General features: G+C 70.3%; 20 protein-coding genes. 12 read left to right on the plus strand and 8 right to left on the minus strand.

The features are described from left to right. Window positions 1-16 precede the first annotated feature (16 nt). The gene (locus AAIL17_RS04465; RefSeq protein WP_424681619.1) at window positions 17-547 is read left to right on the plus strand and encodes a gamma carbonic anhydrase family protein; all 531 of its coding nucleotides are present in this window, start codon (window positions 17-19) and stop codon (window positions 545-547) included. Here AAIL17_RS04465 and AAIL17_RS04470 read toward each other — a convergent pair. The 3 genes from AAIL17_RS04470 to aroE all read right to left on the minus strand — a co-directional run bounded on the left by AAIL17_RS04470 (window position 532) and on the right by aroE (window position 4,036). Beyond that, entirely contained in the window at window positions 532-1,044 is a 513-nt protein-coding gene (locus AAIL17_RS04470) for a hypothetical protein (protein ID WP_424681620.1), read from the minus strand. The two genes, AAIL17_RS04465 and AAIL17_RS04470, sit on opposite strands and share 16 nt — an antisense overlap. Before the next feature lie 113 nt (window positions 1,045-1,157). Next, window positions 1,158-2,918: a peptide-N4-asparagine amidase gene (locus AAIL17_RS04475; protein WP_424681621.1), complete on the minus strand. Its 1,761-nt coding sequence runs from the start codon at window positions 2,916-2,918 to the stop codon at window positions 1,158-1,160. Window positions 2,919-3,196: 278 nt separating this feature from the next. Further along, entirely contained in the window at window positions 3,197-4,036 is an 840-nt protein-coding gene (gene aroE, locus AAIL17_RS04480) for a shikimate dehydrogenase (RefSeq protein ID WP_424681622.1), read from the minus strand. A gap of 126 nt (window positions 4,037-4,162) precedes the next feature. Between aroE and AAIL17_RS04485 the strand changes: the two genes are divergently transcribed. Together AAIL17_RS04485 and AAIL17_RS04490 are read left to right on the plus strand one after the other, a co-directional pair. Next, a complete protein-coding gene (locus tag AAIL17_RS04485) occupies window positions 4,163-4,372 on the plus strand; it encodes a hypothetical protein (protein WP_424681623.1) in 210 nt (69 codons plus the stop codon). 201 nt (window positions 4,373-4,573) lie between these two features. Then, window positions 4,574-6,673 (plus strand): putative bifunctional diguanylate cyclase/phosphodiesterase, encoded by a 2,100-nt coding sequence (locus AAIL17_RS04490; protein ID WP_424681624.1) that lies wholly within the window; start codon window positions 4,574-4,576, stop codon window positions 6,671-6,673. Between the two features lie 37 nt (window positions 6,674-6,710). Here the strand turns inward: AAIL17_RS04490 and AAIL17_RS04495 are convergent, their stop codons facing one another. Continuing rightward, complete coding sequence (locus AAIL17_RS04495) at window positions 6,711-8,195, minus strand: RimK family protein (RefSeq protein WP_424681625.1); 1,485 nt, start codon at window positions 8,193-8,195, stop codon at window positions 6,711-6,713. 212 nt (window positions 8,196-8,407) lie between these two features. Between AAIL17_RS04495 and AAIL17_RS04500 the strand changes: the two genes are divergently transcribed. Further along, window positions 8,408-8,881: a GNAT family N-acetyltransferase gene (locus AAIL17_RS04500; RefSeq protein WP_424681626.1), complete on the plus strand. Its 474-nt coding sequence runs from the start codon at window positions 8,408-8,410 to the stop codon at window positions 8,879-8,881. 99 nt (window positions 8,882-8,980) lie between these two features. Here the strand turns inward: AAIL17_RS04500 and AAIL17_RS04505 are convergent, their stop codons facing one another. Then, on the minus strand, window positions 8,981-9,664 hold the full coding sequence (locus AAIL17_RS04505) for a hypothetical protein (RefSeq protein WP_424681627.1): 684 nt from the start codon (window positions 9,662-9,664) through the stop codon (window positions 8,981-8,983). A gap of 63 nt (window positions 9,665-9,727) precedes the next feature. On the opposite strand from AAIL17_RS04505, the gene lptM reads away from it, so the two are divergent. The 4 genes from lptM to xerC all read left to right on the plus strand — a co-directional run bounded on the left by lptM (window position 9,728) and on the right by xerC (window position 12,426). Beyond that, a complete protein-coding gene (lptM, locus tag AAIL17_RS04510) occupies window positions 9,728-9,892 on the plus strand; it encodes an LPS translocon maturation chaperone LptM (RefSeq protein ID WP_424681628.1) in 165 nt (54 codons plus the stop codon). A gap of 4 nt (window positions 9,893-9,896) precedes the next feature. Continuing rightward, entirely contained in the window at window positions 9,897-10,736 is an 840-nt protein-coding gene (gene dapF / locus AAIL17_RS04515) for a diaminopimelate epimerase (RefSeq protein WP_424681629.1), read from the plus strand. A 113-nt stretch (window positions 10,737-10,849) separates the two neighbouring features. Continuing rightward, the gene (locus AAIL17_RS04520; RefSeq protein ID WP_424681630.1) at window positions 10,850-11,536 is read left to right on the plus strand and encodes a DUF484 family protein; all 687 of its coding nucleotides are present in this window, start codon (window positions 10,850-10,852) and stop codon (window positions 11,534-11,536) included. Further along, window positions 11,533-12,426 carry a tyrosine recombinase XerC gene (gene xerC / locus AAIL17_RS04525; RefSeq protein ID WP_424681693.1) on the plus strand — a complete coding sequence of 298 codons (894 nt, stop codon included), beginning with the start codon at window positions 11,533-11,535 and terminating at the stop codon, window positions 12,424-12,426. The genes AAIL17_RS04520 and xerC overlap by 4 nt, the downstream gene beginning before the upstream one ends. 80 nt (window positions 12,427-12,506) lie before the next feature. On the opposite strand, the gene AAIL17_RS04530 is transcribed toward xerC, so the two are convergent. Next, on the minus strand, window positions 12,507-15,515 hold the full coding sequence (locus AAIL17_RS04530; protein WP_424681631.1) for a TonB-dependent receptor: 3,009 nt from the start codon (window positions 15,513-15,515) through the stop codon (window positions 12,507-12,509). Between the two features lie 404 nt (window positions 15,516-15,919). Between AAIL17_RS04530 and hslV the strand changes: the two genes are divergently transcribed. From hslV to AAIL17_RS04545, 3 genes are all read left to right on the plus strand, one after another. Further along, the gene (gene hslV / locus AAIL17_RS04535; protein ID WP_424681632.1) at window positions 15,920-16,486 is read left to right on the plus strand and encodes an ATP-dependent protease subunit HslV; all 567 of its coding nucleotides are present in this window, start codon (window positions 15,920-15,922) and stop codon (window positions 16,484-16,486) included. Window positions 16,487-16,547: 61 nt separating this feature from the next. After that, window positions 16,548-17,885, plus strand: a complete 1,338-nt coding sequence (gene hslU, locus AAIL17_RS04540; RefSeq protein WP_424681633.1) for an ATP-dependent protease ATPase subunit HslU — start codon at window positions 16,548-16,550, stop codon at window positions 17,883-17,885. Between the two features lie 36 nt (window positions 17,886-17,921). Continuing rightward, window positions 17,922-18,536, plus strand: a complete 615-nt coding sequence (locus tag AAIL17_RS04545; protein ID WP_424681634.1) for a hypothetical protein — start codon at window positions 17,922-17,924, stop codon at window positions 18,534-18,536. Window positions 18,537-18,606: 70 nt separating this feature from the next. Here AAIL17_RS04545 and AAIL17_RS04550 read toward each other — a convergent pair whose 3' ends face one another. Next, entirely contained in the window at window positions 18,607-19,209 is a 603-nt protein-coding gene (locus AAIL17_RS04550) for a cation transporter (protein WP_424681635.1), read from the minus strand. Between the two features lie 110 nt (window positions 19,210-19,319). On the opposite strand from AAIL17_RS04550, the gene rbsK reads away from it, so the two are divergent. Then, window positions 19,320-20,210: a ribokinase gene (gene rbsK, locus AAIL17_RS04555; RefSeq protein WP_424681636.1), complete on the plus strand. Its 891-nt coding sequence runs from the start codon at window positions 19,320-19,322 to the stop codon at window positions 20,208-20,210. Window positions 20,211-20,325: 115 nt separating this feature from the next. Here the strand turns inward: rbsK and AAIL17_RS04560 are convergent, their stop codons facing one another. Further along, window positions 20,326-20,862 (minus strand): ferritin-like domain-containing protein, encoded by a 537-nt coding sequence (locus AAIL17_RS04560; protein WP_424681637.1) that lies wholly within the window; start codon window positions 20,860-20,862, stop codon window positions 20,326-20,328. Window positions 20,863-21,008 lie beyond the last annotated feature (146 nt).

The following is a 21,008-nucleotide window of genomic DNA, read 5'->3' on the forward strand; positions in this document are numbered from 1 at the left end:
ACTTACAATCCGGCGGATGAACAATCTGCGTATCTACAAGGGCATCACGCCCACCCTCGGCCAGCGCGTGTACGTCGACCCCGCCGCCAGCGTGATCGGCGACGTGGTGCTGGGCGACGATGCCTCGGTGTGGCCGGGCGTGGTGCTGCGGGGCGACGTGCACTTCATCCGCATCGGCGCGCGCACCAACATCCAGGACGGCACCATCGTGCACGTGAGCCACGAAGGGCCCTACGGCCCGGGTTTTCCCTGCCTGATCGGCGAGGGCGTCACCATCGGCCACGCCGCGGTGGTGCACGCCTGCACGATCGAGGACTACTGCCTGATCGGCATGCACGCGACCGTGCTCGACGGCGCGGTGGTGAAGAAGCACGGCTTCGTCGGCGCCGGCGCGGTGATTCCGCCGGGCAAGGTGGTGGGCGAGCGCGAGCTGTGGCTGGGCAATCCGGCCCGGTGCGTGCGCCTGCTCAGCGACAGCCAGGTCGAGCAGCTGCACTACTCGGCCGAGCACTACATGCGGCTGAAGGACGACTACCTCGCCGGCTGAGCCGCTTGGCGCGCCTGCCGCGCCTGGAGGATCGCCGCGCGCGCCTCGTGCCGGCGCACCCGCAACTGGCGTTGCGCGTCGAGCTTGCCGGCCAGCAGGAGCACGATGTAGTTGCCGCTGTCGAAGTCCCGCAGCAGGCGCAGTTCGCGCTCGGCCTGGTCCAGCTCGCCGCGGTCGATCGCCTGCTCCACCGCCCGGGTGGCGGCAGGGAACAGCCGATGCAGCGTCTCGCGCGTCGGCGCGTCGTCGGGTTCCAGCTCGAGCACGCTGAGGTAGAACTCCCAGGCGTTGCGTCCCTGCGGGGCGACCAGGCGATGGTCGCGCAGGGCTTCGTCGGCCAGGCCGAGCAGGATGCCGCGCCCGCTGTCGTCGGACGGCGCGGCGGAAGCTGCGGCCGAAGAACGCCAGGTGCGCAGGCCCAGCAACGCCAGGACCAGGACCAGGCCAGCGCCCGCCATCCCCCAGGCACGGCGGTTGGGCGCAGATATCGTCGACATGCAGGCATCGCCAGTGACCCGCGCTCGGGCGCGGCGCGCGCACCGTAGCGGGCGCGTGTTGCAACGGCGTGACCGGCGCGGCAGAGGGGCGGTCCTTCGCCCCTCGCGGCGGATCAGAAAGGCGCCAGGGTGCGCGAATCCGGCGCGCCGTCCGGACGGCTGGAGACGTTGAGGTGGTTGCGCCCGCCCGGGCAGCCCTGGCCGAGCGTGTACGCGGAAAGCACGCCGCCCGTACTGCTCACCGAGGCCTCGTAGCAGCTGCCGCGGGTGTCGTCGAAGCGGTAGCGCTGCGTGTTCTGCTGGCCGCTGTGGCCGGTGAGCGCGCCGCTGGCGTCGAACTGGAGCGCGTCGGCCGCTTCGACATGGTTGGCAAGCTGCGTGGCGTAGAGCGTGGCGCCTTCCAGGCCGCGCGCCGTGCGCTGCTCGATGCCCTGGCTGAGCGTGGTGGCCAGGCTGAAGCTGCCGTCATCGGCCACCACCTGGCGGTAGTCCAGGTCCAGCGGGTAGCGCACGTGCTGGCTGTAGGACTGGACCAGCGGACCGCGTCGCTGCGTGCTGACGCTGTCCACGCGGGTCAGCTGCCGGGTGTGCTGCTCGTAGGTGGCGGCGTCGATCAGGAAGCCCTGCGTGTCGTCGAAGCCCACCGTCTGGCTGACCGTGCTGTGCACGCGGCCGCGCGAGGTGTCGGCGTAGCCCTCGATGGTGAACTCGCGGCTGAGCCGCGTGGTGATGTCGCCGCTGAGGTTGCCGTCGGCGTCGGTCGCCAGCGTGCTGCCGATGGCCGGCGTGGGCGGCTGGCCGACCAGCGTGTTGCGCACCACCTGGCCGGTCACCTGCGCCGCGTGCGGGTCGCGATAGACCAGCAGCGCCGCGGTGGCCGAGAAGTAGCCGTGCGCGCCGGCCACGCTGACCGCCACCTGGTGCGGCGCGCCGTCGCTGAGCAGGCCGGCGAAGGGCGTCAGGTCGACCCGGTAGGGCATGAAGTTGAGCGTCTGCACGCTGGGCGTGGGACGCCACAGGTAGGGATCGATGCCGCCGGTGAAGATCCATGGCGTCACCGGCGCCACGCCGGCAGGCTGGCCGTCGATGCTGACCTGTGCCTCGCGGAAGTTGCCGCCGCCGCATTCGAAGGTCTGCGCGGCGTATTCGTCGGGCACGCAGGTGTACCAGAACTCGTCGCCGCCCTGGCTCTGGGTGAACACGTCGAGGTAGGCACGCACCACGTTGCGCGGCAGGGTGAGCGTCCTGGCGAGCTGGTCGGTGCCGGTGTTGAGCACCGTGGTGTTGCCGACCGGATCGGCGCCCAGCGGATAGACCGCGTCCGGCACGTCGCCGTTGCCGCCGCCGGGATAGAACAGCAGCCGCGCGCTGCCGTGGATCACTCCGGTGTAGGTGTCGTTGACCAGGTTGCCGATGATCGCCTGGCCCTGCCCCGCGTTGCGCAGCAGGGCGCTGTAGTCGGTCAAGTCGCGCTCGACGCGCCAGTGCGGCGAGACCGTGGCGGAGGGTTCCTGCGTGGTGCCGAAGTAGAGGTTCACGCCGCCCAGCCAGAATGTGGCGGTGCGGTCGTACTGGCGCCCGGCGGTGACCGAGAAGTCCGCCTGCAGCACCACCTTCTTCCAGTGCGTGCCACAACCGGTGGGCGGCGCGTAGCTGTAGGGCCGCGTGCCGAAATCGTCGAAGGTGACGTCGTTGAACAGCTCGACCACGCAGGCCTTGCCAGGCGGCTTGGGCACGCCCGGATCGGCCACCGCCACGTCCGGCGAGCCGATGGTGAACTGCGTTGCCGGTGTCGCGGCCTGCGCGACGCCAGCCAGCAACCAGACCAGGCCGAGCCCGCAAAGGCCGCGGCCAACCCTCCCTTTCTGCGCCATGGGTGACTCCCGCTGTGCGAGTACCCCCCTGCGCCGGCGAGGCTAGCACGCGCCCGCGCGCCCGGCGTGAGAACCGCGCCGCAGCAGGGGCGCGAGGCCACGGCCAGTGGTTGCTCCCGGCGGCGCTGGCCAGACCATCGCATCGGTGTGGTTCGAACCGCATGGCCGGCGACGGTAGACCGGGCCGCACACGGTGCATGTCGGCCGGTGTGCCGGGCGCCAGCATGCCGATCGGCAAGGTGCTGGCGCACGCGCCGCCAACGGCGCGCGGGTGGGTGTCAGGCCAGCGAGGCGCGCAGGTGTGTGTACACCGGATCGGTCTGCGGGCGCGGGCCGTGCCACAGCGCGAACGCATCGGCAGCCTGCTCGACCAGCATGCCCAGGCCGTCGCGGGCGGTCTTCACGCCGGCCTCGTGCGCCCAGCGCAGGAAACCCTGCGCGCCGGCGCCGTAGGAAAGGTCGTAGCCGACCGTCTGCGGGTTGACCAGCCCGTAGGGCAGCCGCAGTGGCTGGCCGAGCACGCCGGCGGAGGTGGCGTGCACGATCAGGTCGAAGCTGCCCAGTTCGGCCAGGTCCTCCCAGTAGCGCGCCCGTGCCCGCGTCACGCCCAGCGCGCCGGCCAGCGCGGCGGCGGTGTCGGCGGTGCGGTTGGCGATGGTCAGTTCCTCCACGCCGGCGTCGAGCAGGTCCCAGGCCACGCCGCGGGCGGCGCCGCCGGCGCCCAGCAGCAGTACGCGGCGGCCCTGCAAGGCGCACTGCTGGCGCTCGACCAGGTCGCGCACCAGCCCGGCGCCATCGGTGTTGTGTGCGGCCAGGCGACCGTCCGGCCGACGGGTCAGCACGTTGGCGCTGCCGGCGCGCGTGGCCTCGGCGCTGCGCTCGTCGGCCAGGGCGAACGCCGCGGCCTTGTGCGGCAGGGTGACGTTGACGCCATGCGCGCCCGCAAGGAAGCGGTGCACGGCGTCGGCGAAGCCTTCCGGTTCGGCATCGATCGCGGCGTACTCCAGCGCGATGCCGCATTGCTCGCCGAACAGCCGATGGATGGCTGGCGACAGCGAATGGCTCACCGGATGGCCGAACACCGCGTAGCGGGCGGGAAGGGCAGTACCGTGGGGCATGGGCGGTCCCGTCGTTGGCAGCGTGCGCGCATTCTAGGGGCCTTTGCCGGCGTGCGGGTGCCACGTCGCAGGCGCTGAGATGGGCGTCCCGCAGGCTGCTTCGCATCGTTCCCGCGGAGCTCCGCCATGCCTGTTTCCCGTTCGCACGCGTTTGCCTTCCAGTTGGCCGCCGGCGCCGGCCTGTGGTTGCTGCTGGGCGGCTTCCTGCTTGCCCTCACGCCGCTGCCGGCGCATACCGACGCGCTCGGCTGGGGCCCGCTGTACTGGCTGCTGCTGGCGCCGCTGTGCGTGCTGGCGGGACTGCGGCTGCGGCGGCTGGCGTCGGAAATCTCCTGAACGAATACCGGCTGTGTCCGCCACCGGCGTAGTGCTGGACGGTCGTCGGTCGCGATACGCGCCACTCGCCGGTGTCACCACCACTGGATGACGGGCGCCTGCAGGTCTGGCCAGGCACCGCCCCGGCCGCCCGTTGTGCTACAAGTCGCGCTCGCTCCGCGACGCGCGGACGTCTGGCGGCAGGGGGCCGGCAAGCCGAGCATGATGGCGGTGAGTTACAACGCGTGGCTGGTGACGCTGTCGGTCGCGCTGGCCGCGCTGGATGCCTACGTCGCCTTCAGCGTGGTCGGCCGCATCGCGCGTTCGCGTGGGCCGGCCGCGGTGCTGTGGACCGCCTTCGGCGCGCTGGCGATGGGTTCGGGCGTGTGGGCGATGCATTTCATCGGCATGCTCGCGCTCGAGGTGCCGATCCCGCTGGGCTACGAGAGCCGGCTGACCACCCTCTCGGCGGTGCCCGTGGTACTGGCCACCGGCGCCACGCTGTGGCTGCTGGCACGCCGCGCGACCCACACTGGTGCGGTCATGGCCGGCGGCATCCTTGGCCTGGGCATGGTCGCCATGCACTACCTGGGCGTGCATGCCCTCCAGATGCAGCCGGCGATCGCCTGGCGGCTGCCCTGGACCGCTGCTTCTCTGCTGCTCGGCGTCGGCGGTTCGGTCGCGGCGCTCTGGCTGCACAGCCTGATCTGGCGCAGCGAGCGGCGCCACCGCTGGTGGCTGCGCGTGCTCGCCGCATGGGTCATGGGTGGCACCGCCGCCGGCGTGCACTACCTGGGCATGGCGGCGATGCGCTTCGCCCCTGACGCGACGAGCCTGCAGGCGCACAGCGGCCTGCACGGGCTCGGGCTGGGCCTGGCGATCAGCCTGGTCTCGGGCGTGCTGTTGCTGCTGACGCTGGGCGTGAGCCTGGCGCACCGCCAGTTGCAGCGGCATACCGAGGCGATCGCGCGCGAGCTCGGCCAGGCGCGCGACGCGCTGTCCTGGCTGGCCTACCACGACGAGCTGACCGCGCTGCCCAACCGCGCCAACGTGCTCGATCTGCTCGACCGGCTGCTGCCGCTGGCGCGCGAGGAGCGCTTCGAGGTGGCGGTGATGTTCATCGACCTGGACGGCTTCAAGTCGATCAACGACACACTCGGCCACGAGGTGGGCGACGAGTTCCTGCGTTCGGTCGCCGACGCGCTGCGCGCCAGCGTGCGCAGCCGCGACACGGTGGCGCGCTTCGGCGGCGACGAGTTCGTGGTGGTGCTGGAGCGCTTCCGCAGCGAGGCCAACCTTGCCGCGATCTGCCAGAAGATCCTGAGCCTGGTCAGCCGGCCGGTGACGGTGGCCGGGCACGGCGTGAGCGCCACGCCCAGCATCGGCGTGGCGATGTTCCCGCGCGACGGCGAGGACTCGGCCAGCCTGCTGCGCCACGCCGACCTGGCGATGTACAGCGCCAAGGAACACGGCAAGGCCGGCTACTGCTTCTACCAGCCGCGCATGAGCGAGCAGGCGCGCGACCGGCTGCTGCTCTCGGCCGAGCTGCGCGAGGCACTGCAGCGCGAGGAGATCGTCGTCTACTACCAGCCCAAGGTGGAGCTCGAAGGCCGCCGCGTGGTCGGGCTGGAGGCGCTGGCGCGCTGGCCGCATCCGCAGCGCGGCCTGCTGCTGCCCAAGAGTTTCGTGGCGCTGGCCGAAGGCAGCGGGCTGGTCGGCCGGCTGGGCGAGGTGGTGCTGCGCCAGGTGGCGCGCCAAATGGCGCAGTGGCGCGCGCGCGGATTGCCGCTGGTACCGGTGGCGATCAACGTGTCGCTGCAGGAAATCCAGGACGGCCATTTCGTCACCGGATTGCTGGGCACCTTGCGCGAGTTCGCCCTGCACCCGAGCCTGATCGAATTCGAGATCACAGAGTCGGCGGCGATGAAGAACGCCGAGCACACCCTGCGCCAGTTGCGCCAGCTCGAGGCGATCGGCTTCCGCATGGCGATCGACGATTTCGGCACCGGCTTTTCCAGCCTGAGCCACCTGCGCCAGTTGCCCACGCAGACGATCAAGATCGACCAGAGCTTCGTGCAGGGTGCCGCCCGCAACCCGGCCGACCGCGACATCACCGAGGCGATCATCGCGCTGGCGCACAAGCTGCGGCTGGGCACGGTGGCCGAGGGCATCGAGACCGAGGCGCAGGCGGCGTGGCTGCGCGAGGCCGGCTGCGGCGTCGGCCAGGGCTTCCTGTTCGTGCCGCCGCTGCCGCCGGACCAGGTGCCGGCGCTGCTGCTGCGCGCGGCCGCGCACGTGCCGAACGAGGCCGCCAGCGGCTAGGAGCTAAGAGCCTGGGGCGTAGAAGCCGCCCGGGCTCCTAGCGGCCGATGCCCAGGCGCTTGTGCTCCATCCGGCGCAGGAACTCCTGCATGATGCGGCGGTAGAGGTCCGCGCCCAGGTAGGCATCCTCCACGCCGGCATCGATCGACGGGTTGTCGTTCACCTCGATCACCACCGGCTTGTTGCCGACCTGCTTGAGGTCCACGCCGTACAGGCCGTCGCCCACCGCCTGCGTCGCCTTGAGCGCGAGCTTGACCACTTCGGCCGGCGCGTCGCGCACCGGCACCGTTTCGAAGCCCCCGGACTTGGCCGTGCCCTTGGCGCCGTGGTTGTAGATCTGCCAGTGCCCGCGCGACATGTAGTACTTGCAGGCGTACAGCGGTTCGCGGTTGAGCACGCCGACGCGCCAGTCGAACTCGGTGTAGACGAATTCCTGCGCCAGCAGCAGCGCGCTGTGCGAGAACAGCTCGCCGGCGGCCTTTTCCAGCGCGTCCTCGCTCTCGACCTTGACCACGCCGCGCGAGAACGAGCCGTCGGGGATCTTCAGCACCAGCGGGAAGCCGAGCTTGGCGGCGGTGTCCTTCCACGCCTTGGCGTGGTCGCGGTAGAGGATCTCGGTGCGCGGCACGGCGAGCTTGCGCGAGACCATCAGGTCGTTGAGGAAGATCTTGTTGGTGCAGCGCAGGATCGAGGTCGGATCGTCGATCACCACCATGCCTTCCTTCTCCGCGCGATGGGCGAAGCGGTAGGTGTGGTTGTCGCTGGCCGTGGTTTCGCGGATGAACAGGCCGTCGTACTCGGCCAGGCGCGGGTAGTCGTTCTTGCCGATCGGGTCGACCTCGATGCCCAGTTCCTTGCCGGCGGCGATGAAGCTCTTCAGCGCCTTGCGGTTCGACGGCGGCATCGCCTCGTTGGGGTCGACCAGCATCGCGATGTCGTAGCGGTACAGCTTGCGCGTGCGCGGCTTGCGCCACAGCTTGCGCGAGAAGCGGTCCAGCTCCGTGGCGAAGGCGTCTTCCTGCGCGTCGTCCAGCGTATGCAGGCCGACCGGCTTGATCGAGGCGACCTGCCACACGCGCTCGCGCTCGAACTCGATGCGCAGCAGCGGGCAGGGGAACATCTCGAACAGCTGCCGCGCCAGGTCCTGCAGTGCGGGATAGGCGGTCTCGCCGAAGTACACCAGGATGCCGAAGTCGGTGGTGTCGCGCCCGCCGGCGGGCAGGAAGTGGGTCAGCTTGCTGTTGAGGTCCTCGATGTCCAGGCCGTACAGCGAGCGGCGGCGCAGGTCGTTGATGGTGCGCACCGAGGGCAGCACCTTGTGCCCGCGCGCCTCGGCCAGCAGCGAGACGTAGTAGCCGGTGCCCAGGTACTTGTAGCTGCGGCACAGGTTGATCACGTGGGTGCGTTCGTCGTCGCGGCCGACCGGTTCGCGCAGGTAGTCCATTGCGCTCATGACGTCCACGGACGGGTAGTAGGCGCTCCAGTCGGAGGCTTTCTCGACGACGATCACCAGGCGGGTCATGGCACCTCAGCTACACGCAGGAGGGGATGCCGTCGCGCGGCGGACGAGGCGGCAGGGGCGCAAGTCGCGCAGTGTGGCCATAGGCGCGGCGGCGCGCAACGGCGACGCGCCACGGCATTCAGCGTGCCGTACGCCGCGGGCCGGCGCGGTCCATTGCGCGACGGCGGGCTTCCGGCCCACGCTACGGAGGCACGCCCACCGGAGCATCGCGCTTGGTTCCGAATCCGTTTTCCCCATCCGTGCGTGCCGCCACGCCGGCCGATCTCGACGCCTTGGTGGCGCTGGAGCTGCGTGCCTTCAGCGGCGACCGCATGAGCCGCGCGCAGTACCGGCGCCATCTCGCCAGCGCCGGCGCCGCGGTGCTGGTCGCGGACGCGCCGGGCGAGGAGCTGCTCGGCAGTGCGCTGGTGTTCTTCCGCAGGGGCGGCACGCTGGCGCGGTTGTACTCGATCGCCACCGCACCGGCGGCGCGCGGGCGCGGCATCGGCGCGCAACTGCTGGCCGCTGCCGAAGGTGCCGCCCGCGATCGCGGCTGCCGCGCGCTGCGGCTGGAGGTGCGCGTGGACAACGCGGCGGCCATCGCGCTTTACGAACGCGCCGGCTACCGGCGCATCGGGCGGTATGCTGATTACTACGAGGACGGCGCCGACGCCTGGCGGTACGAGAAGAGCCTGGCGGCTTCCTGAGAACCGCCCTGTCCGCGCGAAACCCTTCGATCCAGGCGGTGCGGGCCGGCGCCCCGGGCGAAGGGTGAAAGCCCAGGCCGCGGCATCCTGGCAAACGCCTTACAGCGGGTGGGCGATCCGCTCGGCGGTTTCGTCGTCCGGCCTGGCCACCAGCGCACCGGTGCGCATCAGGCTCACTGTGTAGTGGCCGCCGTCGACCAGCGGCAGGTAGGTGCCGCTGCCGTAGACCGTGTCGACCATCGGCAGCCAGTCCGGATGCTCGCGCGCCAGCGTGACCAGGTCCCAGCCGCCGGGCGCACGGAAGTCGATCACCGTGCGCGGCGCATTCATTTCGTCGGCCGCGTCGTCATAGCGGCCGGACAGGCGGTCGAGCCGGTACAGCGGCGGCAGGCCGGCGAGCACCGCGGGCAGCTTCCACTTCAGCACCAGCGCCTCGACGCGCCAGGCGTCGCCGGCGAGGTTCACTTCGCGACGGTCGCCCTCGGGCCAGGTCAGCGTGATCGCCCAGCGCTGCGGCGACAGGATGCGCGCATCCAGCGTGGCCACTGGCGCTTCCTCGCCGAGCAGGCGGTAGCCGCGCAGGCTCCAGCCGGCGCCGGCCAGCAGCAGCGCAAGACCCAGCCCGACCAGCAGGAACAGCATGCGCAGCAGCGCCGCGACCGGGCGGCGCGCCTGCAGCCGGCGGCGCAGCGTGAACAGCTGCACCAGCGCGAACAGCAGCGCCAGCGCGGCGAGGATCCACAGGAGGGTGCTCGGCAGCTGCAGCGACGTGGCCCAGTCCATCGAAGGCGATCCCGCGACGTTATGATGCGCGCATCATAGCTGCCGCTCCGTCGAGGAAGCCCGATGCGCCGATCCATCCTGTGCACTGCCCTGTTGTCGGCCGCGTGCCTGCTCGCCGGTTGCGGCAACAAGGGCCCGCTGGTGCTCCCGCGCGCGCAGCCGGGAAGCGCACCGCCGTCGGCCGCCTCCGTGCCGGCCCCGGACACGAGCACGCCGCTGCCCAACTGACGCCATGCGCTTCTCGAAGATGCACGGCATCGGCAACGATTTCGTCGTGATCGATGCACGACGGGCACCGCTGGCGCTCGCGCCGGAGCGGATCCGCGCCATGGCCGACCGCCACACCGGCATCGGCTGCGACCAGCTGCTGAGCGTGGAGGCGCCGCGTGATCCGTCGTGCGCGTTCTACTACGGCATCTGGAATGCCGACGGCAGCCCGTCCGGCCAATGCGGCAACGGCGTGCGCTGCGTGGCGGCATGGCTGCACCGCGCCGGCGCGCTGGCGCTGGACGTGCCGGTGCGCATCGAAAGCCCCTCCGGCCCGGTCGGCGTGCGCGTGCTCGACGCGCAGCGCGTCACCGTGGACATGGGCGAGCCGGCGTTCGAGCCGGCGCGGATCCCGTTCCTGGCCGAGGCTCCCGGTACGTCCTATCCGCTGGCGTTGGCTGCTGGCGACGTCCAGATCGGCGTCGTGTCGATGGGCAACCCGCATGCGGTGATGGTGGTCGACGACCTGGCCGATCCCGCGCTGGAGCGGCTGGGCCCGCAGGTCACCGGCCACCCGCGCTTTACCGAAGGCGCCAACGCCGGCTTCGTGCAGATCCTCGAACGCGGCCACCTGCGCCTGCGCGTGCACGAACGCGGCGCGGGCTGGACACAGGCCTGCGGCACCGGCGCCTGCGCCGCGATGGCGGTGCTGCGCCGGCGTGGCCAGGTCGACGAGCGCGTGCAGGTCGACCTGCCCGGCGGCCGCCTGCAGATCGACTGGCGCGGCCCCGGCCACGCGCTGTGGATGACCGGCCCGGCCGCGTTCGCCTTCGAGGGCGACTGGCTGCAGGACACGGGACGCTGACGTCCGCCCCGCGCAATCGCGACAAAGCCTGCGCCGGCGATTGATGCGCGGGCGCGCGCGTCGCACACTCAGGCCAGGCCGATCCGCTGCCTGACGTTTCCCTAGGTCGTTCCATGCCCGACACCCTGCTCGACGAGATCCCCGGCGCCACCGCGGTGGCCGCGTACCTCAAGCGCCATCCGCACTTCCTCGCCGACTATCCGGACCTCGCCGCACAGCTCACGCTGCCGCGCAGCGAAGGGCCGGTCGCGTCGCTGGCGATGTACCAGCTGCAGCAACTGCGCGAGAAGAACGCCGAGCTCGAGCGGCGCCTGGCCGAGCTGATCACCATCGCCGCGGAGAACGAGCGTCTGATGCAGCGCGTGCACGAGCTGCACGTGACCATGCTGCGCGCAGCCACGCCCGCGCTGGCCGCGCGCAGCGTGATCAGCCGGCTGGCCAGCGACTTTCGCATCGACCAGGTGCGGCTGCTGCTGTTCGGCCATGCCTATGGCCTGCCGCAGGCCGAGTGGCTGGTGGTCGAGCCGGGCGGCCGCGCCGCGCTGGCGGAGTTCGCCGGTTTCCAGGCCAACCACGAGCCGCTGGTCGGCCGGCTCTCCGCCGAGCGGCTGTACCGCCTGTTCGGCGACCATGCGCCGGAAGTCCATTCGGCTGCCGTGATGCCGCTGGGCGAGCTGGGCCTGCTGGCGCTGGGCAGCGCCGACGCTGGCCACTTCCAGCCGGGCATGGGCACGCTGTTCCTGAAGATGCTCGCCGCTACGGTGAGCGCGGCGCTGACCCGCTCGCAGGACCTGGCCTGAACGCCACGCCGCGCGCGCAGGTCGAGGCCTGGCTCGGCCGGCTCGCTGGCGAGCGCCAGGCCTCCGCCCACACCGTCGCCGCCTATCGCCGCGACCTGGACAAGCTGCTGCACTGGATGGAAGCGCAGGGCGTCGCCGATTTCGCCGCGCTGGGTCCGCACCGGCTGCGCGCCTTCGTCGCCGCCGAGCGTCGGGCGGGGTTGTCGCCGAAGAGCCTGCAGCGGCTGCTCTCCTCCTGCCGCAGCCTGTTCCGCCAGCTCACCCGCGAAGGCCTGCTGGCGCACGACCCGGCGGCCGGCGTGCGCGGTCCCAAGGTGCACCGCAAGCTGCCGCAGGTGCTGGACGTGGACGAGGCCGGCGCGCTGGTGGAGAACACCGGCGCGGGCGCGCTGGCGCTGCGCGACCGCGCGATGCTGGAATTGTTCTATTCCTCCGGCCTGCGCCTGTCGGAACTGACCGGCCTGCGCTGGGGTGACCTGAGCCTGGAGGAGGGCGAGGTGCGCGTGCTCGGCAAGGGATCGAAGACGCGCATCGTGCCGGTGGGCAGCCACGCGGTCGCCGCGCTGCGCGCGCTCGGACAGGCCGAGGGCGCGTTGCCGATGGCGCCCGTGTTCCGCGGGCGGGCGGGCGCGCCGGTCAGTCCGCGCACCGTGCAGGCGCGGCTGAAGCAACTGGCGCTGGCGCAGGGCTTCGCCAAGCGCGTGCACCCGCACCTGCTGCGGCACACCTTCGCCAGCCACATGCTCGAATCGTCCGGCGATCTGCGCGCGGTGCAGGAACTGCTCGGCCACGCCGACATCGCCACCACGCAGATCTACACCCACCTGGATTTCCAGCACCTGGCCAAGGTCTACGACGCGGCGCACCCGCGCGCGCGGCGCAAGGGCTGAAAAAAAAGCGCCACCGGGCAGGTGCGCCGGTGGCGAACGGGGAGATCCTGCGGCGGCATCCCTGCCGCCGCACCTTGCCGTTACAGCTCGAAGTCGTAGCGGGCGCCGAACTGGAAGTAGCGCGGCGTCTGGTAGGACAACGGTTGCTGGTAGCTCAGGTTGGGCGCGCCGCTGCCGGTCTCGCCCAGCTCGTTGATGCTCATCACCGTCTGCGTGTCGAACACGTTCACCACCGTCGCGGTGAAGGCGAGCTTGTGGTCGGCAAACGCCGGCCGGTACTGCGCGCCCAGGTCGAGGCGGTAGGTCCACGGCAGGCGTCCCTTGCTGCCGCGCGGCGTGAGCTGCCCGCCGCAGTAGAAGTACGAGTTGCCGTAGTTGATCTCGGGCGGGATGTCGCCGGGATACACGCCGATGCAGTTCTTCGGACGGCCCGATTCGATCAGCACGTTGGCGCTGAGCAGCCACTCCGGATTGACCTGGTAGTAGCCGTAGGCGCGGATCTGGTGCGTGCGGTCGTTCGCCTCCGGACCGTTGGAGCCGATCATCAGTTCCTTGTGGTCCCAGTCCTGCGTGACCGACGGATCGAGCTGGCCGATGTCGGACTTGAGCAGGCCTTCGGAATTGCCGTAGCTGCGCGAGAAGGTGTAGTCGAGCCGGCCGAACCAGTGCTCGTCGAAGCGGTGTTCCAGGTAGGCATCGAGCGCGTAGTAGGCGCGCTTGGCCTCGGGCAGGCCGATGTCGGCGGCGCTCAGCTTGATGTCTTCCAGCGTGCCGTCGCCGTTGAGGTCGATCAGGAAGCGGTTGGACTGGCCCGGATTGATGATGTAGCAGTTGGGCGAGGGATCCGGGTAGTCCACGCCGTTGGCCGCGGCCCAGGCCACGAACGGGCGCGAATCGCACCAGTCGTCGATGATGCTGCGCAGCTTGCGGTAGCGCACCTTGGCGCCGTAGGTCCAGTTCTCGGCGAGCTGCTTGTCGAAGCCGACGATGAACTCGTCCTGGTAGTAGGCCTTGAGGTTGCGCGCGGAGATCGAGCGCGGGTCCGGCGGCGTGCCGTCGGCGCCGTTGGCGTAGACGGTGTTCTCGATCGGATTCCAGTTCGGCGGCGTGCCGTTGGTATTGGGTGCGCCGTCGTAGGTGCCCCACTGGGTTTCGTAGAGCGAGCCCGATGCGCCACGTACGGCGACGTTGTTGGGAATGGCCAGGTGGTAGCGGCCGGCGTTGGCGTAGACCTTGAAGCTGGAATCGCCCATCACGTCCCAGGTCAGGCCCAGGCGCGGCGCGAGCTGATGGCGCTGCTTGGCGAACACTTCGCCGACCGAGTTCAGGTTGGAGAACTGTTCGTTGCGCAGGCCGAGGTAGGCCAGCCAGCGGTCGCTGACCTGCCAGTGGTCTTCGAGGTACTGCGCTTCCTGCTGCACGCGCGCCTTGCCGATGGCGGTGAACACGTAGCGTTCGACGATGCCGGTGTGGCCGGGCGGCACCGGCAGGTTGCCGCGCGTCTCGATCACGCCGCTCGGCGGGTTGTCGTAGTAGAACCAGCCGACGCCGCCGGAGGTGTCCGAGCCGTTGAGCGACTCGACCTCGTAGCGGTCCACGCCGGCGCGCAGGTCGTGGTCGCCCAGGCGGTACTCCACGTTCAGGTGCCAGCCGCGGGTGTCATCGTAGGCGCCCGGCGCGGCGATGCTGCTGCTGATGTTGCAGCCCTGCAGGCGCTGCGAGGGCGGCACGCTGTCGCGGTTGTCGGCGAAGTAGACGCAGTCGGAACCGGAGGTCAGGTCGACGTGGTCGGTGTGCTCCTTGCCGTAGAGCGCATCCACCGTGAGGTTGTCGGTGATGTAGCCGGTGTAGTGGGCGATGTAGACCTTGCCGCCGGGCGAGGTGCCGGCCGTGCCCTTGTTCTTCTGGCTGCGCCAGCCCTTGTAGGAGCCCTGGATGTCGTTGACGCCGTCGTAGTTGTACTGCGTGGCATAGGTCGAGGCGGTGTCGCCCAGGCCGGTCAGTTCCAGGATGTGGCTGTCGGTGATGTTCCAGTCGACCTTCGCCAGCCAGCGGTCGGTCTTGTTGGTGTTGTACGAGCGGGTGACGTTCTCGCCCAGCGTGTAGGTGTTGTTCTCCGACTTGATCGTCTCGGCCGAACCGAAGAAGAACAGCTTGTCCTGGATCAGCGGGCCACCGACGTAGGCGCTGTACTGGGTTTCCCACAGCTTGGCCGAATGCTTGTCGCGGCCGGTGATCTGCTCGCCGTCGGCGGGACGGTAGGTCGCCCGTTCGGATTCGCGCAGGCCGGCCGGGGTGTAGAGCACCTGCGCGCCGCCCTGCCAGTGGTTGGTGCCGCGCTTGGTTACCAGGTTCACCACGCCGCCGGTGGAGCGGCCGTACTCGGCGCCGTAGCCGCCGGTGAACACCTGCTCCTGCTCGATCGAAGCGAACGGCAGCGTGGTCGCGCCCAGGCCGGTGAGCGGGTTGGTCACCGGGAAGCCGTTGACGTAGTACTGGTTCTCCGCCGCCGAGGAGCCGCCCAGCGAAACGGCGTTGCCGTAGCGCGAATCGGCGTTGACCGAGCCGGGCGCCAGCAGCACCGCCGCGTTGACGCTCTGCGGCAGCGGCAGGCGCTGCAGCTGCGCGGCGGTAAGCACGGTGCGCGTGTCCACCGAGGACACGTCGATCGCCGGTAGCGCGCTGGCGACCACGTTGATGCCGCCCAGGTTGGTCGCGTTGGCCGCATCCGCGGCGGCGGCGAAGGACACGTCGGTGCTGCTGCCGACGTTGACCTGCACGCTGTCGCGCGCCTGCACGGTCTGGCCGTCCTGCTGCAGGGTCACGCGGTAGCGGCCCACCGGCAGCGAGGCGGCGCGATAGCGTCCGTCCTGGCTGACCGGCACGTCGCGGCTGAAGCCGGTGGCGGTGCTCTCGATGTGCACGATCGCGCCCGGTGCCGCCTCGACGCGGCCGAAGATGGCGCCGGAGGCGTTGGTCTGCGCCAGCACGGCGCCGGCGCCAAGGCTGCCGCCCAGCGCGAGCGCCAGGGCGCTCAGCCGCAACGGGTGGGACAACGGTGGCCTGTTCGACTTGCGACTGCTCGACATGCTTTGAATCTCCCCTCAATGCCCGACTGGGCGGTTCGGCGACTGCGCATCGCAGCGCCGGCTGGCGAGGGCTCCGGTGCATGACGGCAGATCGAATCAGGAATTTAGATCGATCTAAATACGAAGCAGCTAGATCGATCCAAACTGCACGCCATAAGGCGTGTCCTGCGGTCTTCCGTCGATGGCTCCACTGGGTGTTGGCGCCTCGTGTTCCTGCGGGAACACCTCCCTTGGCGGCGCCTGCCCGCCGCGCATGCGCTGCGCCGGGCCCTCCCGGGCAGTAGAAACTTGCGAACCGGCCCTTGTCAACCGTCTGCCGGCCGTTCTGCCGAACCGGTCGTCCCTTGGGTTCGGCGCCGCCGCGCCCCACATCCGGTGATTCACGCAGCCACAGGCATCACCGCATGGAATCGTTCCACGCCACCACCATTCTCTCGGTCCGCCGCGGCGGGCGTGTCGTGCTGGGCGGCGACGGCCAGGTCACGCTGGGCAACACGGTGATGAAGTCGAACGCGCGCAAGATCCGCCGGCTCGGCAAGGGCGACGTGCTGGCCGGCTTTGCCGGCGCCACCGCCGATGCGTTCACGCTGTTCGAGCTGTTCGAGCAGAAGCTGGACAAGCACGGCAACAACCTCACCCGCGCCGCAGTGGAGATGGCCAAGGAATGGCGCACCGACCGGCGCTTCGGCAAGCTCGAGGCGATGCTCGCGGTGGCCGACAAGGACGCCTCGCTGCTGATCTCCGGCAACGGCGACGTGCTGGAGCCCGAGCACGGCCTGATCGCGATCGGCTCCGGCGGCCCCTACGCCCAGGCCGCCGCGCTCTCGCTGCTGGAAAACACCGACATGGGCGCGCGCCAGATCGTGGAGAAGGCGCTGAAGATCGCCGGCGACATCTGCATCTACACCAACCACAGCACCACGATCGAAGAGCTGGAGGCGGGCACGGCGAACGGGGAAGCGGGAACGTGAGCCTGTCCGTTACCGCATATCCGCCGCTTCCTTTTCCCCTGTTCCCCACCCCGGCTACCCCATGAGCGAACTCACTCCCCGCGAAATCGTCAACGAGCTCGACCGCTACATCATCGGCCAGAACGACGCCAAGCGCGCCGTGGCGATCGCCCTGCGCAACCGCTGGCGCCGCATGCAGCTGGACCCGGAGATGCGCAACGAGGTGACGCCGAAGAACATCCTGATGATCGGGCCCACCGGCGTGGGCAAGACCGAGATCGCGCGCCGCCTGGCGACGCTGGCCAACGCGCCGTTCGTGAAAGTGGAGGCGACCAAGTTCACCGAGGTCGGCTACGTCGGCAAGGACGTCGAGTCGATCATCCGCGACCTGGCCGACGTGGCCTACAAGCTCACCCGCGAGCAGGCCGCCCGGCGCGTGCGCTCGCAGGCCGAGGACCGCGCCGAGGATCGCATTCTCGACGCGCTGCTGCCGCGGCGGCAGACCGCGACCGACTGGTCGCATGACCTCACCGTTTCCTCCGCCGACAGCGACACCCGCCAGAAGCTGCGCAAGCAGTTGCGCGAGGGCGCGCTGGACGACCGCGAGATCGAGCTGGACTTCGCCATGAACGTGGGCGTGGAGATCATGTCGCCGCCGGGCATGGAAGAGATGGGCCAGCAGCTGCGCCAGATGTTCCAGAACATCGGCGGCGCGCGCACGCAGTCGCGCAAGCTGCCGATCAAGACCGCCCGTCCGCTGCTGGTCGACGAGGAGGCCGGCAAGCTGCTCAACGACGAGGAGGTGCGCGCGCAGGCGGTCGAGGCGGCCGAGCAGAACGGCATCGTCTTCATCGACGAGATCGACAAGGTGGCGCAGCGCTCCGAATGGGGCGGCGCCGGCGTCAGCCGCGAGGGTGTGCAGCGCGACCTGCTGCCGCTGGTGGAGGGCTCCACCGTGGCGACCAAGTACGGGCCGATCAAGACCGACCACATGCTGTTCATCGCCTCGGGTGCGTTTTCGCTGTCCAAGCCTTCGGACCTGATCCCGGAACTGCAGGGCCGCCTGCCGATCCGCGTCGAGCTGTCGGCGCTGTCGGTCGACGACTTCAAACGCATCCTTCGCGAGCCGCACAACGCACTCACGAAGCAGTACGTGGCCCTGCTGGGCACCGAGGGCGTGGCGATCGAGTTCACCGATTCGGGAATCGACCGCCTGGCCGAGGTCGCCTGCCAGGTGAACGAGCGCACCGAGAACATCGGCGCCCGCCGCCTGCACACAGTGATGGAGCGCCTGCTGGAGAGGATCTCGTTCGAGGCCGCGGACAAGTCCGGCGAAAAGTACCTGATCGACGCCGAACAGGTAGACAAGAACCTGGGTTCGCTGGTGAAGGACCAGGATCTCAGCCGTTACATCCTCTGAACAAGCCCCATGGGGCCCTCTGGTAAAATTCCTGTCATGGGCAAGATCATCGAACTCAAGACCACCGGCCAGCGCGCGCAGCTGCGCGAGGCCCAGCAGGAGCAGCAACTGGTCCGGCTGTGGCGCGCCGAACTCGAACACGGCAGCTTCTGCGGCTACGTCGGCGGGGTGGGCCGCGAGTTCTTCCTGCTGTGGGTGGTCGGCGACGGCATCACCTACGACGGCATGTACGTGATGCGCCACCGCGACGTCTCCGAGCTGGAGGCGCCGGACAAGCACCACGAGTTCATGGAAAAGGCGCTCAAGCACAAGCAGCTGCTGCCACGCACGCCGCGCGGCTTCCCGCTCGACTCGATCCGTGAGGTGGTGCAGGCCGCCGGCAAGCTGGCGCCGGTGATCGGCGTGCACGTGGACAGCGAGGAAGAAGCCGAGGTCTGCTACATCGGCCGGCTGGTCGGCGTGGAGGAAGACGGCTTCACCCTGCAGGAGATCAGCCCCGACGCCGAATGGCTGCGCGAGGCGTCGTTCTTCGCCTGGGACGAGGTCTCCACGATCAGCATGGAAGACGGCTACGCACAGGCGCTGCTGGCCGTCGCCGGTACGCCGCCGCCGCTGGAGCAGGGCGACTCGGGCATCGGCCGCGCGCACTGACCCGATCCCGTACGCAGGGTGGGCATCAGCCCACCAGCCCTCCACAAGACCCCGCTGAGCTGAAACCACCCTACGCGCGCGCCCGGCGATGCTCGCCATGGGCCGCCGTCCACACTTCGCGCGCCGCGTCCGCATTCATCGCGGCGATCCCCAGGCCGACTACCACGTCCGGCCAGACCGAACTGGTCCAGGCGGTCACGCCGCCCGCCAGTACGATCGCCACGTTGGCGAAGGCATCGTTGCGCGCCGACAGGAACGCGGCGCAGGTGAGGCTGCCGGCGTGATGCCGGAAGCGCACCAGCAACCCCGCGCACACCAGGTTCACGCCCAGCGCGCCCAGTCCGGTCGCCGACAACGGCAGCGGCGCCGGCGGCAACGGCAGTTGCAGCTTCCGCCACAGCGCCCATAGCAGGGCCAGCGCCGGCAGCAGCAGGATTACCGCCAGCAGCATGCCCATCCGCGCCCGCGCCACCGGCGACCAACCCAGCGCCAGCACGATCAGCAGGTTGACCGAGGCGTCCTCCAGGAAGTCGATGCTGTCGGCGAACAGCGATACCGAACCGATGGCGAGCGCCACCGCGAACTCGACACCGAAGTAGGCGAGGTTGAGCAAGGCGACCAGCCGCACCGCACGGTGCAGGGCAGTGGCCGCGGAACCGGGAAGCGGGAACACGGGCGACTCCGCTGAACGGAAACGCAGCATCCTCGCACGGCCGCACCGCGCGCCGGGTGATGGCCGCCATGCCGCTATGCTTGCCGATCATCCCGGGCAAGGAACCCCGCATGACCCGCCGCATCGTCGTCGTCGGCAGCATCAACATGGACCTGGTCACCCAGGCGCCGCGCTTCCCGCAGCCGGGCGAGACCCTGCTGGGCGACGGTTTCGTCACCGTGCCGGGCGGCAAGGGCGCCAACCAGGCGGTGGCGGCGGCACGCCTCGGCGCCGAGGTGGCGCTGGTCGGTGCGCTGGGCCGCGACGCCTTCGGCGACCAGCTGCAGGCGGGCCTGCTCGGCGAAGGCGTGGACCTGCAGCACGTGCAGCGACTGGACGACCAGGCCAGCGGTACCGCCTCGATCACCGTCGCCGCCGGCGAGAACCAGATCGTCGTGGTGCCGGCGGCCAACGCCGGCGTCACGCCCGCGCACGTGGAAGCCGCGCATGCAGCCCTCGCCCGCGCGGACGCCGTGCTGGTGCAGATGGAAATCCCGCTGGAGGCGATCGAGGCGACCCTGCGCCTGGGCCAGCGGCTCGGCGTGCCGGTGATCCTCAACCCGGCCCCGGCCCGGCCGCTGCCGACCGACTGGCTCACCCTGGCGCGCTACCTCACGCCGAACCAGCACGAGCTGGCGGTGCTGCTCGGTGCCGATCCGGCCGAGGATTTCCGGGCCCTGATGCGCCGTGCCCCCACGCCGGTGGTGCTCACCCGCGGCAGCGAAGGCGCCTGGTACCGCGAACACGGCGAGCCGGCGCACCAGCCGAGCTTCGCCGTCGAGGTGGTCGACAGCACCGGCGCCGGCGACACCTTCAATGCCGCGCTGGCGGTGTTCCTGCACGAAGGCCTGGCAACAGCAGTGCGCAAAGCCTGCGCCGCCGCCGCGTTGTCGGTGACCCGGCTGGGCGCGCAGCAAGGCATGCCGCGCGCGCGGGAACTGGATGCGTTCCTCGCCCGCTAGAGATTGTTCCAAGTCCGGGTGCAGGAGCGACCGCATGCCGCATTCGGCGACGCCGTCACGCACACTGGGTGCGCCCCGCAAGGCACGGGCGACATGACGCGCGGTTGCGGCGAGCTCAATGGCGCGCTTCGGAAGTAGGCGCGTGCCTTTCGCCGCCCTGCTGCGACGCCTGCCGATTGACGCCGCCCTGCTCGGCCAGTTGCGTGAGCTTCTGGTCGGTGGCCTTCTCCTCCTGCAGCGTCTGCTCGAGCAGCTGTGCGGCGTCCTGGTGGCCCATCTGTCGGGCCAGCACGCACAAGGTGCCGTAGGAGGCAATCTCGTAGTGTTCGGCCTTTTGCGCGCCGCCGATCAGCGCGGCATCGCGCAAGGCGCCCTGCGGCACGGTTTCGATGATCTCGCGCGCCTCGTCGACCAGTCCTTCCATGCCCTGACACTTGATGCGCTTGAGCCGGATGTCCAGCTGCTCGGCGATCGTGTCGATGCGCTCGATCTGCCCGCGGGTCTCCTCCAGGTGCTGGTCGAAGGCCTTGGCGAGGTCCGGGTTGTCCGCCGCGCGCGACAGGCGCGGCAAGGCCTTGGCCAGTTGGTGCTCGGCGCTGTAGATGTCCGAGAGCTCGTGGATGAAAAGATCCTGCATGGACTTGATGGTCATAGGCACCTCCCCGTGTCGGTCGGATGCGCCGGTGTCTCGCGGCGCCCGCCCACCTTAGGGACCCCGCTGTCAGGAACCGGTGCAACCGGGCCCGGGCATTGGGACGCCCAGGGGTCCGGACGCAGTTCGTCGCACGCCGCCGGCCC

Source organism: Frateuria sp. YIM B11624 (assembly GCF_049727805.1).
Taxonomy (GTDB): Bacteria; Pseudomonadota; Gammaproteobacteria; order Xanthomonadales; family Rhodanobacteraceae; genus Frateuria_A.

What these genes read in the sequence shown, in the direction of transcription:
- AAIL17_RS04465 (WP_424681619.1), top strand. Translation starts at nt 17, where the DNA reads ATGAACAATCTGCGTATCTACAAGGGCATCACGCCCACCCTCGGCCAG.
- AAIL17_RS04470 (WP_424681620.1), bottom strand. Translation starts at nt 1,044, where the DNA reads ATGTCGACGATATCTGCGCCCAACCGCCGTGCCTGGGGGATGGCGGGC.
- AAIL17_RS04475 (WP_424681621.1), bottom strand. Translation starts at nt 2,918, where the DNA reads ATGGCGCAGAAAGGGAGGGTTGGCCGCGGCCTTTGCGGGCTCGGCCTG.
- aroE (WP_424681622.1), bottom strand. Translation starts at nt 4,036, where the DNA reads ATGCCCCACGGTACTGCCCTTCCCGCCCGCTACGCGGTGTTCGGCCAT.
- AAIL17_RS04485 (WP_424681623.1), top strand. Translation starts at nt 4,163, where the DNA reads ATGCCTGTTTCCCGTTCGCACGCGTTTGCCTTCCAGTTGGCCGCCGGC.
- AAIL17_RS04490 (WP_424681624.1), top strand. Translation starts at nt 4,574, where the DNA reads ATGATGGCGGTGAGTTACAACGCGTGGCTGGTGACGCTGTCGGTCGCG.
- AAIL17_RS04495 (WP_424681625.1), bottom strand. Translation starts at nt 8,195, where the DNA reads ATGACCCGCCTGGTGATCGTCGTCGAGAAAGCCTCCGACTGGAGCGCC.
- AAIL17_RS04505 (WP_424681627.1), bottom strand. Translation starts at nt 9,664, where the DNA reads ATGGACTGGGCCACGTCGCTGCAGCTGCCGAGCACCCTCCTGTGGATC.
- lptM (WP_424681628.1), top strand. Translation starts at nt 9,728, where the DNA reads ATGCGCCGATCCATCCTGTGCACTGCCCTGTTGTCGGCCGCGTGCCTG.
- dapF (WP_424681629.1), top strand. Translation starts at nt 9,897, where the DNA reads ATGCGCTTCTCGAAGATGCACGGCATCGGCAACGATTTCGTCGTGATC.
- AAIL17_RS04520 (WP_424681630.1), top strand. Translation starts at nt 10,850, where the DNA reads ATGCCCGACACCCTGCTCGACGAGATCCCCGGCGCCACCGCGGTGGCC.
- AAIL17_RS04530 (WP_424681631.1), bottom strand. Translation starts at nt 15,515, where the DNA reads ATGTCGAGCAGTCGCAAGTCGAACAGGCCACCGTTGTCCCACCCGTTG.
- hslV (WP_424681632.1), top strand. Translation starts at nt 15,920, where the DNA reads ATGGAATCGTTCCACGCCACCACCATTCTCTCGGTCCGCCGCGGCGGG.
- hslU (WP_424681633.1), top strand. Translation starts at nt 16,548, where the DNA reads ATGAGCGAACTCACTCCCCGCGAAATCGTCAACGAGCTCGACCGCTAC.
- AAIL17_RS04545 (WP_424681634.1), top strand. Translation starts at nt 17,922, where the DNA reads ATGGGCAAGATCATCGAACTCAAGACCACCGGCCAGCGCGCGCAGCTG.
- rbsK (WP_424681636.1), top strand. Translation starts at nt 19,320, where the DNA reads ATGACCCGCCGCATCGTCGTCGTCGGCAGCATCAACATGGACCTGGTC.
- AAIL17_RS04560 (WP_424681637.1), bottom strand. Translation starts at nt 20,862, where the DNA reads ATGACCATCAAGTCCATGCAGGATCTTTTCATCCACGAGCTCTCGGAC.